This is a genomic window from Methylobacterium sp. WL64 (genome assembly GCF_008039945.1).
Classification (GTDB): domain Bacteria; phylum Pseudomonadota; class Alphaproteobacteria; order Rhizobiales; family Beijerinckiaceae; genus Methylobacterium.
The window spans coordinates 1-12,737 of record NZ_VRVA01000063.1 but is presented as its reverse complement, the minus strand read 5'-3'; the positions used below and the strand labels follow the sequence as shown (position 1 = coordinate 12,737).

Here is a 12,737-nt window from a genome sequence, read left to right as displayed (position 1 = left end):
GCTCAATACCGCCACCGGATTCAGGGCGGGGCGGTGAGCCATCACCCCGATCCTGTCGCTTCCCCTACCCCCACAATTCCGGCTCCGGCGGATGCACGATGCTGCCGTCGTAGTGCAGCGGCGGGGCGCGGTCGCGGGCGAGCAGCAGGGGGCCGTCGAGGTCGACGAAGTCGGCCTGGGACGCCAGCAGCGTGGCGGGCGCCATGCCGAGCGAGGTGCCGAGCATGCAGCCGACCATCACGGACAGGCCCCGGGCCCGGGCCTCGCGGGCGAGCAGCACCGCCTCGGTCAGGCCGCCGGTCTTGTCGAGCTTGATGTTGATCGCGTCGTAGCGGCCGGCCAGCCCGTCGAGGCCGGCGCGGTCGTGCAGGCTCTCGTCGGCGCAGACCGGGACCGGGTGCGGGATCTCGGCGAGCAACGCGTCGGCGTCGGCCGGCAGGGGCTGCTCGATCAGCGCGACGCCCGCCGCCAGGCAGGCCGCGAGGTTGGCCTCGACGGTCTCCGGCCGCCACGCCTCGTTGGCGTCGACGATCAGCCGGGCTTGCGGGGCGCTCGCCCGCACCGCTGCAATGCGCTCGGGGTCGCCGACGCCGCCGAGCTTCACCTTGAGCAGCGGCCGGTGGGACGCCGTGCGAGCGGCCTCGCCCATGCTCTCGGGCGTGCCGAGGCTCAGCGTGTAGGCGGTGACGGCCGGCTGCGGCGCCGGCAGCCCGGCGATCTCCCAGGCCCGGCGGCCCTGGAGCTTGGCCTCCAGGTCGAACAGGGCCGAGTCGAGGGCGTTGCGCGCCGCCCCCGCCTTCATCCGTGCGGTCAGCTCGTCTCGGCCGATCCCGGCGGCGATCGCCTCCGCCTGCCCCTCGATCAGCGCGACGACGCTCTCGACGCTCTCGCCGTAGCGCGGATAAGGCACGCACTCGCCGCACCCGATCCCGTTCGCGTCCGTGATGGTCGCCACCACCACGGCGATCTCGGTGCGGCTGCCCCGGGAGATCGTGAACGCGCCGGCGATCGGGAAGCGCTCGACGGAGAGGGTCAGGCGGCGGGCCATGTCAGACCTCCGGGAAGTCGGCGACGATCCGGTCGACCAGCCCGGCGACGCCGAAGCGCACCGGGTCGGTGGCGGGCAGGCCGTGCTCGGCGGCGAGTTTGTCGAGAAGCGCCTTGGCCTCGCCCTCGCTGAGCGCCTGCGTGTTCACGGCAATGCCCACCGGGCGGATCGCCGGGTTGGTCAGGCTGCCGAGCTGCACGGTGAGGTCGATCACCTGCTGGAGGGTCGGCAACGGGTGTTTCACGCCCCGCATCGTGGTGCGGGTCGGCTCATGGCAGACCACGAAGGCGTCGGCCTGCGCACCGTGCAGGAGGCCCAGGCTGACCCCCGCGAAGGACGGGTGGAACAGCGAACCCTGCCCTTCCAGCAGGTCCCAGTGATTCGGGGCGGCCTCCGGCGAGATCGTCTCGACCGCACCGGAGATGAAGTCGGCCACCACCGCGTCGATGGCGACGCCCCGGCCGGAGATGAACACGCCGGTCTGTCCGGTGGCGCAGAAATCCGCGTCGAGGCCGCGCTCGCGCATGCCGCGCTCCAAGGCCAGCACGGTGTACTTCTTGCCGACCGAGCAATCGGTGCCGACGGTGAGCAGGCGCCGGCCCGCGCGCTTGGTGCCCTTGCCGGTGGGGAAGCGCTCATCGGTGTGGCGGACGTCGTGGAGCTGGCGGCCGCGCCGGGCGGCGGCCTCCGCGATCACCGGGACCGCACCGAGCTTGACGTGCAGGCCGCTCGCCACGTCGAGACCGGCCTCGATCGCCGCCACGATCTCTTTGATCCAATGGTCCGGCAGCGTGCCGCCGGCGTTGACCACGCCGATCACCAGGGTCCGGCAGCCCTTGGCCAGGGCCTCCGGCAGGGTCATGTCGGGGATCCCCAGATCGGCCGCGCAGCCGGGGAGACGCATCTGGCCGACGCACCATTCCGGGCGCCAATCCTTGATGCCGTAGGCGGTCTTGGCCGCCAGCGTGTCGGGCACGTCACCCAGGAACATCAGATAGGGCGTGGCGATCTGCATCGGTCGAAAAGCCTTCTGGGGAAGCCGGCGGTCCGTCTATGCGGGATCGTGGCCGCCCGGCGCAATGCACGATGGCGGCCAGGGCGGTGGACGCCGCCCCTGTCCGGCGCATCGCCGGCATGTCCGGGCAGCGGTGGATTTCCCAGGCCGCTCCGTCCTTTCGGCCCGCGCGCCGGAACGGGCGGCATCCGCGCACGATTGCCGAGGGAGTCCCGCTCGCGATGGGCGGATTCTATCCGTCGAGCCGCCTTCCGCATCCGGAGGTCATCCGATGATCTTCATGACCGACGCTACAGGCGCCCTGACGTATGTCAGCTCCGAATGGCATGGCCTTACCGGGCAGGCCAGCCGCGACGCCGTCGGGCAGGGCTGGTTCGAGCGGCTCCACAGCGAGGACGGCGCAGTGCTGCGGGCGGTCATCAAGGAGGCCGCAGAGGCGCAGGCCGAGTTCACCGTCCAGTTCCGCCTGTCCAGCGAGGGCGGCGCGTCGATCTGGGCGATGGCCGGGGCGGTGCCTTCCTACGGGCCGCCCGGTCGAACCTTTCTGGGATTCCTGGGCTCGATCACCGAGATCACCCCCGGCAGCGAGGCCCTGCAGGCGCAGGGCGGCCTCGGGCGCTTCGTCCCGCCGCCGCCGAGTCCCTCCACGGCTCCGGTCTCGACCCTCGATCTCGTAGCCGACCATCTGCTGATCGCGCACGGCCTGATCGAAGAGGATGGCGGCAAGGCCGCGCTGGCGCCCCTGCAGGAGGCCCTGTTCCGGGTCGCGCAGGAGATCGCGCGGCTGATGGCGGTCTCGCCCGACGCATCCGGCGTCGGGGACGGCGAAACGGTTCACTGAGGCCGGCCCGGGCTCACCCGGACCGGCCGCGGCCATCAGGCGGCGCGTCGTCGCGCAACCACCGCCTCGTCCGCCACGGGCTCGACCGGGGCGAGGACGCCCGTCGGCCGGACCATGCCCGCGGCGCCCGCGAGCCCCCCCTTGCGGAGTTCCAGTCCGAGGAAGCGCACGCGCTCGAACGGACCCGGCAGGGTCAGCCCTTCGGTAAGCGCCTGGTCGAAGCCGAAGCGCGCGTAGTAGGGCGCGTCGCCGACGAGCAGCACCGCGCCGTGACCCAGCGATTCCGCCCGCCCGAGGGCGGCCTGCATCATCACCGAGCCGAGCCCCTGGCCCTGGATCGCCGGATCGACCGCGAGCGGCCCCAGCAGCAGCGCCGGGCGGGCGAGGCCGGCCTCGACGTGCCACAACCGCAGGGTGCCGACGAGGCGGCCGGCCCGGGTCGCCGCGAGGGCGAGGCCGCGGGCGGGACGCCGCCCCTCGCGCAGGCGCTCCGAGGTCCGGGCGCGTCGATTGCCGGCAAAACAGGCGTCCAGCAGGCGCTCGCGCGCCGGGACGTCGTGCAGGTGCTCCGCGCGGATCTCGATCATGGCAACGCCCTCCCCGGGCCGACAAGCGGGAGAAGCTATTTTTGGATGGCGGGCCGAACGCCCTCCATCCCTGCGGCTTTCGAGATCGACGTCCGGCGGCCGTGGGCCGCCGGAACGATCCGAAAAAAAATCAGATGACGATCTGCTGGAGGGGCGGGAAGCCGTTGAAGGCCACCGCCGCGTAGGTCGTGGTGTAGGCGCCGGTGCCCTCGATCAGGACCTTGTCGCCGATCGAGAGCGAGACCGGCAGCGGGTAGAGCTGCCGCTCGTAGAGCACGTCCACCGAATCGCAGGTCGGGCCGGCGATGACACACGGCTCGGTCCGGTCCCCGTCCCGGGTGGTGCGGATCGGGTAGCGGATCGACTCGTCCATGGTCTCGGCGAGCCCGCCGAACTTGCCGATGTCGAGATAGACCCAGCGCACCTCGTCGGGATCGGCGGACTTCTTCGACACCAGCACGACTTCCGCCTCGATCAGGCCGGCATTGCCGACCATGCCGCGGCCTGGCTCGATGATCGTCTCCGGGATCTGGTTGCCGAAATGCTTGGTGAGGCCGCGGAAGATCGCCTCGCCGTAGCTCTCCACGCCCGGCACCGCCTTGAGGTACTTGGTCGGGAAACCGCCGCCGAGGTTGACCATCGACAGGCCGATGCCGCGCTCGGCGCATTCGCGGAAGATCGCCGCCGCGGAGCCCAGCGCGCCGTCCCAGGCCTCGGTGTTGCCCTGCTGCGAGCCGACGTGGAACGAGATGCCGTAGGCCTCCAGACCGTGCCGGTGGGCGTGCTCGAGCACGTCGGTCGCCATCTCGGGCACGCAGCCGAACTTGCGCGACAGCGGCCAGTCGGCGCCGGCGCCGTCGCACAGGATGCGGCAGAACACGCGCACGTCGGAGGCCGCGACCTCCACGGACTCGGCGGCCCGGGCGATCTTGTCGACCTCGGCCTGGCAATCCACCGCGAACAGGCGGATGCCGAGCTTGAGCGCGCGGCCGATGCAGCGCTCCTTCTTGATGGTGTTGCCGAAGGAGATCCGGTCCGGGGTGGCGCCGGCGGCCAGCGCCATCTCCATCTCGGCCACCGAGGCGGTGTCGAAGCAGGAGCCCATCTCGGCGAGCAGGCGCAGCACCTCGGGGGCCGGATTAGCCTTCACGGCGTAGAACACGCGGGTGTCCGGCAGGGAGCGCGCGAAGGCGGTGTAGTTGTCGCGCACGACATCGAGGTCGAGGACCATCACGGGTCCCTCGTCCTGACCGAGGTCACGGCGCACGCGCAGGAAATCACGGATGCGATCGGTCATGGTCGTCTCCCGGCACGGGTTCGCGAGCGCCCGACTTGCGGGCGCGCTGTCGATGTGACGGCCCAACGGGCCGTCGGCGTCAGGGAGCGATGCGTCGCGCGGACCCACGCGCTTTGGAGACGCGTCGATCCATGCGGGCGCAGAGCACCCGGAAGCTGCCGTGGATTGGAAGGGAGGACCCCCACCGCACGCCGGGCAAAGAGAAACAAGCCTCTTCGGTGCCGGCCTTTGGAGGGCCGACGAGACCAAAAAAGCCCGTTCGTCGTTGCTTTAAGCTGCGTCCCCCGTGGAGAGCGGGGTTCGCCGGTTTCGCCTCCGGCTGCCGGTTGTTGTCGGGGTCCGGTGTTGCCACCTGGATGCCGGCCGTAGGGATCCACCCTTGCGACCATCGATCCTTTAAGACCCCTGGCGGCTGTCCGGCAGTTGACCGGATGCCCACCAACCGGCACGCGGCCACAGGCACGTGCGAAATTGGGCACCGCGCATATATGGAGAACGACCCCCGACAACAAGGGGTTTCGGGCCCGATCGACCCGTATTCCCCCACGCGATCCGCCCACGGCCGCCGCCGTTGCAAAAACGCCGCATCCTGGACCAGCGGCCGGGTCGCGCGGGCTTCCCAAGCGGTCCGGAAGCGGGCATCTGACCGCCGGAGCGATGTCCTTAGTCGAGCGTGTGATGGCCGGGCCGAACAGATCGAGAGCGGTGCCGGATCGTCTCGCCATCGCGCCCGGCTCCGGCGCGGCGTCCTCATCATCCATCCGCACGGACCGAACCGGCTTCGGCGCCGGCACGACGGCCCGGGCGTGAGCGCCCCCGTGAACGCCCCCCTGGGCATGAACGCGCGCGATCCTCACGGAGATGGGCTCCCGGAGCCGGAGATCCGCACGGCCGGGCTCGCCGACCTCGACGCCCTCGTCGCCCTGGAACACGCCGCCTTCGCCACCGACCGGGCCGAGCGCCGGGCGATCCGCCACGCGATCCTGTCCCCGAGCATGGACGTCCTTGCGGCGCTGATCGCGGGGCCGGAGGGGGATGGCGATCCGGTCCTGGTCGGCGCGGCGGTGCTGGAGCGGCGACGCGGGAGCCGGATCGCCCGCCTCGCCTCGATCGCGGTGGCGCCCAACCGCGGCGGCCTCGGGCTCGGCGGCAAGCTCCTCGACGCCGCGGAGGCCCAGGCCCGCACCCATGGCTGCGACCGCCTGCGCCTCGAGGTCCGCGCGGACAACGGCGCCGGCATCCGTCTGTACCAGCGCCGGGGCTACACCCGCTTCGCCGTGCAGCCCGCCTATTACGAGGACGGGATGGAGGCCTGGCGCTACGAGCGCGGGCTGTAGGGAGCCGGTCGACGACGGGCGCAGGCCTGGGTTTGCGTTCGACCCGGCGATCGAGATGGACGCCCGCTCGAGCGCCGCGGCGACCCCGGCTTGGCGCCGCAGACCGACCCGCGACCCGTATGCGTCAAGCGACGGCGCGCGATGCGTCCCGCTCGGGGCCGGAGCTATTCAAGCCCGTCCGCTGGCCACGATCCATCGGCCCCTGCCGCAGCGCCAGCAAGAAGGCGCGGACCTGAGAATCGATCTGTACCGATTGCGACCGCATCGCGCGCGCGACCTCGAGGGCGCCGCCGGCCGCGCCCGCGGTTTCGCCGGCGACCGAGCGAACGCCCGAGATGCTTCCGGAGAGCTGGCTTGCCCCGTCCACGGCCTTCCGGACGTTGCGGGCGATCTCATGTGTCGCGGCATCCTGTTGCCCAATCGCCAAAGCCACGCTGGCGGCCGAGTCCAAGATGACGGCCATGACATCTGAGACCTGATCGTTGGCGACCACCGCACGGCGCGTACCGTCTTGGATCTCGGCGACGTGCGCGACGATGTCCTGCGTGGCCTTCGCCGTCTGGGCCGCGAGCGTCTTCACCTCGGCAGCCACCACGGCGAACCCCTTCCCCGCCTCGCCGGCGCGGGCCGCCTCGATGGTGGCGTTGAGCGCGAGCAGGTTCGTCTGTTCGGCGATCGCCTGCACCGAGGCCACGACCAGTCCGATACGCTCGCCCGTCGCGGCAAGGTCCCGCACTTGCCCGGCCGTTTCTCCGGCGGTGACGCTCCCCTGACGGACCGTTTGCGACATCCGGTCGATCTGCTGCGCGATCTCCTGGATCGACCCCGACAATTCCTGTGTGGCGGCGGATACGGCCGAGACATGCGCGGCGGTGTCGGTCGAGATCGTCGACGCGCTATCCGCCTCGCGGGCCGTCTGTGTCGAAATCGCCGTCAGCGCCTCCGCCATGTCGCCCATCTCGCGGGTGTTGCGGGCAACGGTCGTGACCACATCCTGCATGGCACCCTGGAAGCCGCTGAGCGTGTCCTCGAGCTGATCCAGGGTTCTGGCTTTCTCGACAGCGGCCATCTCGGCCTCCCGTTCGAGACGCTGGCGCGCCTGAGCGTCCATCTGCAGGATCTGCACGGCGCGCGCCATGGCGCCGACCTCGTCCCGACGCTGGGTGGCGGGGATGTCGCGGTCGAGATCCCCACGGCCGAGATCGATGAGGACATGGGTCAGTCTTCTGAGCGGCACCATCGCACGGTTTAGGACGCCCCAAAGAAGGGCGACGCTGACCAGGGTGATCGCGACACCGACGAGCACGGCGTGCTGCAACAACGCATCCAGGGTCGCCAGGAAGTCCGCCTTCTTCACGCCGACGTAGAGGATGCCGATCGTCTGGCCGCCGGCGTCCTGAATGGGCTCGTACCGGGTGAGATAGGCTGTGCCGAGAATATCCACCTCGCCGCGAAAGCCCCGGCCGTCACGCAGGACCGTGTCACGGGCGGCCCCGGCGGCGAGATGCGTTCCGATCGCGCGCCGGCCGTCCGGCGCCATCACATTGGTGGCGATCCGCGTATCGCCGAGGAACACGGTGGCGGTCCCTCCGAGAATGTCGCGGACACGATCGACCGCTGGATCGTCGGCGGCAATCGCGTGCCGCCCGATCACCAGCTGTCCGGCCGTGATCGCGAAGGCCGCCCCCGCCCCGCCCTCGTCGATGAGGGTTTGGCGAAGCAGGCGAAGATTGCTGTCGAGTGCCAGCTGGGCGCGATCCCGAAGTTCGCCACGCATCTCCGTCAGCATCAGGCCGGAAATGCTTGCGATCGACAATGCGATCAGCACGGTCACCAATATACCGACGCGAAAAGATATCGAATGTCTCGTATCTATCTCAAACATCGGTTATAAATATCCATATGACTGCCAATTTCCTGCAAGTCAATTTCACAGGCTCGAATTGATGTCAACATTTGAGTCATCTATACGGCTTACTGCCCGCAAAATGGCTTAATTTAATTCTCTACTCTGATGGATTTGAGATTATTTACAGCTCGGTCATTCGACCATCAATCGACGATCGAGCTGCTGTTTGCCGTATTTTGTATATCGCGCCTCCGAGATGGCGCGCCCGCGTCGAAACTGCGCGGCAGGCGAGCGGCGGCTTGCGGCCTACACGCGGCCCCTCGCCCTGTTCCCGCCCTGTTAGGAGAGTCTTACGGGTCCGACCCTAAGCCCTGGGGCACCTTATAAAACCTCGCCGCGCATGAGGCGCCGTCCATGGCCGTGATCGCCGCCTTCGTGATCAATGCGGGGCTCAACTTCGTCCTCGGGCTGCTGATCGCGCAGCTGCTCGGGCCCGCCGATTTCGGCCGGTTCGCGCTGGCGACCACCGGGGCGATCGTGCTCAACACGGTGCTGTTCGAATGGCTGCGGCTGTCGGCGACGCGGTTCTACTCGGGGCGCGTGCGGGTGGACGAGCCCTGGATCCGCCATGGGCTCGACCGGGCCTACCTGCGCATCGGCCTGGTGCTGCTCTGCGCCGCCGCCCTGTGCGGGGCGTTCGGCTTCGGCGGCGGCGCGAGCGGGCGGGAGGCGGTCCTGTGCGGCACCGCCCTGGCCGCGCTCGGCATCGGGGTGTTCGACTACCACGCGGCCCTGGCGCGGGCGCGGTTCGACGGGAAGCTCTATCTCGGTCTCGTGGCGGTCAAGAACGTCTTGGCCTTCATCCTGATGGCGGCGGCCGCCTGGTGGCTGCCACAACCGGCCTGGGTGCTGGCGGCGGCGGGGCTCAGCCAGTTCGTCGCCGTGGTCCTGCTGCGCCACCCGCTGCGCGACCCGCGGAGTGCGTTCGAGCGGCCGCGCCTGACCGCGACCTGGCGGGTCTTCGCCCGCTACGGCCTGCCGCTGATCGCCGCCAACACCGCCTACCAATGCCTCGCCTTCGTGAACCGAGGCGCGATCGCCGGCCATGCGGGCTTCGCCGAGGCCGGCTACTTCGCGCTCGCCGCCGACGTGACCTCCCGCTCGCTGATGACGCTGGGCACCGCGCTGGACTTGCTGCTGTTCCAGTTCGCCGTGCAGGCCGAGGAGCAGCACGGCCGCGCGGCGGCCGAGGCGCAGGTGGCCGAGAATGCCGGCACCGTGTTCGCCCTGCTGGCACCCTGCGCGGTCGGCTTCTGGGCGGTGCTGCCGGCGCTCCAGGGGCTGGTGGTGCCCGATGCCTATCGCGGCCCGTTCGAGAGCTACAGCGTCGCGCTGATGCCCGGCCTGTTCTGCCTGGCGATGATGTTCTACGCCCTCAACCCGGTCTTCCAGATCCGCCGCCGGACCTTTCCGGTGATCGCGGCGGCCCTGGTCGGGCTCGCGGTCAACGGGGCCGGCCTCCTGCTCCTGCCCGACCGGATGGGCGGGATGGGCGTCGCCCTGGCCCAGACGCTGGGCCTCGCCGCCGCCGCGCTCTGGCTCGGCTGGCGGGCGCTGACCGGCCCGGAGCGGATCGTGCTGCCCTGGGGCCAGATCGGTGCGGCGACCCTCGCCTGCGGGGCGATGGGCCTGGCGCTCGCGCCGTTCCGGCACCTGCCGCCCGCCACCGCCCTGGCGGTTCTGGTCCCGGCCGGGGCGGTCCTGTACGGGGCGCTGGTCTGGATCTTCGACATCGCCGGCCTGCGCCGGCAGGTCGCGTCGCGCCTGCGCCCGGACCGGACGATCGCGGCGGAGTAGCCGCCCCCGATGTTCAACGTCCACGCTTCGCCAAGCCCGCGACGCCACCTCCGCTTGAATCCGCCGCGCGTTCCGGCGAAACCGGGCCTGGAACGAGTCCAAAAAGAACCGGGGCGGAGACGATGGGCGGCTACGAGCCCGGCAGCGAGGCGGAAGCAGAGGACATCGTGCGCGCGGCCGCCGGGCGCGGCGAGCGCCTGCGGCTCGCCGGTGGCGGCACCGCGTCGGGGCTCGGCCGCCCGGCGCAGGACAATGCGACGCTCTCGGCCCGGAAGCTCGACGGCGTCACGCTCTATGAGCCCGCCGAGATGGTGGTGTCGGCGCGCGCGGGCACACCGCTCGCGGAGGTCGAGGCGCTGCTGGCCTCCCGGGGCCAGATGCTGCCGTTCGAGCCGATGGACTTTCGCACTCTCTACGGCACCGGCGGTGAGCCGACCCTGGGCGCGGTCGCCGCGACCAACAATGCCGGCCCCCGCCGGATCAATGCCGGGGCGGCCCGCGACAGCCTGATCGGCGTGCGCTTCGTCAACGGGCGTGGCGAGGCGATCAAGTCGGGCGGCCGGGTGATGAAGAACGTCACCGGGCTCGACCTGGTGAAGCTGATGGCCGGCGCCCACGGCACGCTCGGGCTGCTCACCGAAGTCACCTTCAAGGTGCTGCCGGCCTGCGAGCGCGTCGCCACCCTGGTGTTTCCCGGCCTGGACGATGCCCGCGCGGTCGCGGCCCTGGCGGCGGCCCTCGGCTCGCCGTTCGAGCTTACCGGCGCGGCGCACCTGCCGGCCGGGATCGGCGCCTCGGCGGCGCGGACGCTGATGCGCCTCGAAGGATTCGCGGAGTCGATCGACTACCGGACCGGCGAGTTGCGCCGCCTGCTCAAGCGCTTCGGAACGCCCGAGCTGGTGGAGGGCGAGGCCGGCACCGCCCTGTGGCAGGCGGTGCGGGATGCCGCCCCGCTCGCCGAGCCCCGGGAGGCCGCCCTGTGGCGGATCTCGACCGCGCCCAGTCATGGCCCGGCCCTGGTGGCGGCGATCGCGGCCGAGCGCGCGGCACGCTGGTTCTACGATTGGGGCGGCGGCCTGATCTGGCTCGCCACGGAATCGGCCGGCGATGCCGGCGCCGCCGTCGTGCGCGCGGCCGTGCGGGCCCAGGGCGGCCATGCGACGCTGGTGCGCGCCCCCGATGCGGTCCGGGCCGCAGTGCCGGTGTTCCAGCCCCTGGCGGAGCCGCTGATGCGGATCACCGCCGGGATCAAGACGGCGCACGATCCCGCCGGGGTGCTGAACCCGGGCCGGATGTACGCGGGCGTGTGAGTCCGGTCCCCTCTCCGCCCGGAGAGGAGAGCAGCAGGAAGGCATCGTGCAGACCAATTTCAATCTCGCCCAGCTCGCCGATCCCGCCATGGCGGCGTCGGAAAAGATCCTGCGGACCTGCGTGCATTGCGGCTTCTGCACGGCGACCTGCCCGACCTACCTGCTGCTGGGTGACGAGCTCGATTCACCGCGCGGCCGGATCTACCTGATCAAGGATATGCTGGAGGGCGGGAAGCCTGCCTCGCCGGAGGTGGTCAAGCACATCGACCGCTGCCTTTCCTGCCTGTCCTGCATGACCACCTGCCCGTCCGGAGTGCATTACATGCACCTCGTCGACCACGCCCGGGCGCATATCGAGACGACCTTCGCGCGCCCGACGGACGATCGGTTCATGCGCGCCCTGCTGGCGCAGGTCCTGCCCTATCCGAACCGGTTCCGGCTGGCGCTGGTCGCCGCCAAGCTCGGCGCGCCGTTCCGGGGGCTGGTGGCGCGGCTGCCGCGGGTGGGCAACCGGCTCGCCGCGATGCTCGACCTCGCCCCGGCGCGGCTGCCCGGACGCGAGCCGACCAACCGGGTCGGGCGCTTCCCGCCGGCGGGCGGCCCGGCGACGAGGCGCGTCGCCCTGCTGCGCGGCTGCGCCCAGAGCGTGCTGCGGCCGGACTTCAACGCGGCGGCGATCCGGCTGCTCAACCGGCACGGAATCGAGGTGGTCCATGCCGAGGAGGGCTGCTGCGGGGCGCTGACCCACCACATGGGCAAGGAGGCCTCGTCCCACGCCCACGCCAAGCGGACGATCGATATCTGGGACGCGGAGATCGCCAAGGGTCTCGACGCGATCCTGGTCACGGCCTCGGGCTGCGGCACGACGATCAAGGATTACGGCTTCATGTTCCGCGACGACCCGGCCTACGCCGAGAAGGCGAAGCGGGTCTCGAGCCTCGCGAAGGACGTGACCGAGTACGTGGCGCAGCTCGATCTGGCGGCGACCGCGGAGAGCGACCTCGTGGTGGCCTACCACTCGGCCTGCTCGATGCAGCACGGCCAGGGCATCCGGACCGAGCCGAAGACGCTGCTCAAGCGCGCAGGCTTCACCGTGAAGGACGTGCCGGAGGGCCATATCTGCTGCGGCTCGGCCGGGACCTACAACATCCTGCAGCCCGAGCTCGCCGCCAAGCTGCGCGCCCGCAAGGTCGCCAACATCGAGCGCATCCGCCCCGACGTGATCGCCACCGGCAACATCGGCTGCGCCACGCAGATCGGCAAAGGCACCGGCATCCCGATCGTGCACACGGTGGAGTTGCTCGATTGGGCGACCGGCGGCCCGAGGCCGGCCGCGCTCGACGGCGTCGCGCCGCGGCTGAAGGCGGCGGAGTAGGATTGCGGCCGGATGCGGGCGCCTGCCCTCCCCTGCTGCGGGCTATCGGATTCACGGAACGCGATCCGGATGGTTCTCGACTGCAAAAGAAATCTCTCCGAGACCAACACGCGCCTTCCCTCCCCCCCTCTGCGGGGGAGGGTGGCCCCCGAAGGGGGTCGGGAGAGGGGAGCGACGGTGCAGAACAGGGCTTTGCCCGTCATGCCGGTCGCGTCCTCTTC

Annotated in this window: 10 protein-coding genes; 5 read left to right on the top strand and 5 right to left on the bottom strand. The window is 70.9% G+C overall.

Features of this window, described 5'->3' with window-relative positions:
- Window positions 1-64 precede the first annotated feature (64 nt).
- A complete protein-coding gene (dgcA, locus tag FV242_RS21660; protein WP_147940351.1) occupies window positions 65-1,048 on the bottom strand; it encodes an N-acetyl-D-Glu racemase DgcA in 984 nt (327 codons plus the stop codon).
- A 1-nt stretch (window position 1,049) separates the two neighbouring features.
- Window positions 1,050-2,063 (bottom strand): N-acetyltransferase DgcN, encoded by a 1,014-nt coding sequence (dgcN, locus tag FV242_RS21655; protein ID WP_147940350.1) that lies wholly within the window; start codon window positions 2,061-2,063, stop codon window positions 1,050-1,052.
- A gap of 271 nt (window positions 2,064-2,334) precedes the next feature.
- On the opposite strand from dgcN, the gene FV242_RS21650 reads away from it, so the two are divergent.
- Window positions 2,335-2,904, top strand: a complete 570-nt coding sequence (locus tag FV242_RS21650) for a PAS domain-containing protein (RefSeq protein ID WP_147906471.1) — start codon at window positions 2,335-2,337, stop codon at window positions 2,902-2,904.
- 35 nt (window positions 2,905-2,939) lie between these two features.
- Here FV242_RS21650 and FV242_RS21645 read toward each other — a convergent pair whose 3' ends face one another.
- Window positions 2,940-3,491: a GNAT family N-acetyltransferase gene (locus FV242_RS21645; protein ID WP_147940349.1), complete on the bottom strand. Its 552-nt coding sequence runs from the start codon at window positions 3,489-3,491 to the stop codon at window positions 2,940-2,942.
- Between the two features lie 130 nt (window positions 3,492-3,621).
- Window positions 3,622-4,788, bottom strand: coding sequence for a type III PLP-dependent enzyme (locus FV242_RS21640; protein WP_147906473.1), 1,167 nt, complete (start codon window positions 4,786-4,788; stop codon window positions 3,622-3,624).
- Window positions 4,789-5,624: 836 nt separating this feature from the next.
- Between FV242_RS21640 and FV242_RS21635 the strand changes: the two genes are divergently transcribed.
- Window positions 5,625-6,125 carry an N-acetyltransferase gene (locus FV242_RS21635; protein WP_147940366.1) on the top strand — a complete coding sequence of 167 codons (501 nt, stop codon included), beginning with the start codon at window positions 5,625-5,627 and terminating at the stop codon, window positions 6,123-6,125.
- A 124-nt stretch (window positions 6,126-6,249) separates the two neighbouring features.
- Here the strand turns inward: FV242_RS21635 and FV242_RS21630 are convergent, their stop codons facing one another.
- Window positions 6,250-7,959, bottom strand: a complete 1,710-nt coding sequence (locus FV242_RS21630) for a methyl-accepting chemotaxis protein (protein ID WP_187278504.1) — start codon at window positions 7,957-7,959, stop codon at window positions 6,250-6,252.
- A gap of 429 nt (window positions 7,960-8,388) precedes the next feature.
- Here FV242_RS21630 and FV242_RS21625 point away from each other — a divergent pair, with 429 nt between their 5' ends.
- The 3 genes from FV242_RS21625 (at window position 8,389) to glcF (ending at window position 12,516) form a co-directional block, all read left to right on the top strand.
- Complete coding sequence (locus FV242_RS21625) at window positions 8,389-9,831, top strand: lipopolysaccharide biosynthesis protein (protein WP_147940347.1); 1,443 nt, start codon at window positions 8,389-8,391, stop codon at window positions 9,829-9,831.
- A gap of 122 nt (window positions 9,832-9,953) precedes the next feature.
- On the top strand, window positions 9,954-11,141 hold the full coding sequence (locus FV242_RS21620; protein WP_147906476.1) for an FAD-binding protein: 1,188 nt from the start codon (window positions 9,954-9,956) through the stop codon (window positions 11,139-11,141).
- A gap of 46 nt (window positions 11,142-11,187) precedes the next feature.
- A complete protein-coding gene (gene glcF, locus FV242_RS21615) occupies window positions 11,188-12,516 on the top strand; it encodes a glycolate oxidase subunit GlcF (RefSeq protein WP_147940346.1) in 1,329 nt (442 codons plus the stop codon).
- Window positions 12,517-12,737 lie beyond the last annotated feature (221 nt).

Coding starts and splice junctions, on each gene's coding strand:
- FV242_RS21650 (WP_147906471.1), top strand. CDS start 2,335: ATGATCTTCATGACCGACGCTACAGGCGCCCTGACGTATGTCAGCTCC.
- dgcA (WP_147940351.1), bottom strand. CDS start 1,048: ATGGCCCGCCGCCTGACCCTCTCCGTCGAGCGCTTCCCGATCGCCGGC.
- dgcN (WP_147940350.1), bottom strand. CDS start 2,063: ATGCAGATCGCCACGCCCTATCTGATGTTCCTGGGTGACGTGCCCGAC.
- FV242_RS21620 (WP_147906476.1), top strand. CDS start 9,954: ATGGGCGGCTACGAGCCCGGCAGCGAGGCGGAAGCAGAGGACATCGTG.
- FV242_RS21645 (WP_147940349.1), bottom strand. CDS start 3,491: ATGATCGAGATCCGCGCGGAGCACCTGCACGACGTCCCGGCGCGCGAG.
- FV242_RS21640 (WP_147906473.1), bottom strand. CDS start 4,788: ATGACCGATCGCATCCGTGATTTCCTGCGCGTGCGCCGTGACCTCGGT.
- FV242_RS21625 (WP_147940347.1), top strand. CDS start 8,389: ATGGCCGTGATCGCCGCCTTCGTGATCAATGCGGGGCTCAACTTCGTC.
- FV242_RS21635 (WP_147940366.1), top strand. CDS start 5,625: ATGAACGCGCGCGATCCTCACGGAGATGGGCTCCCGGAGCCGGAGATC.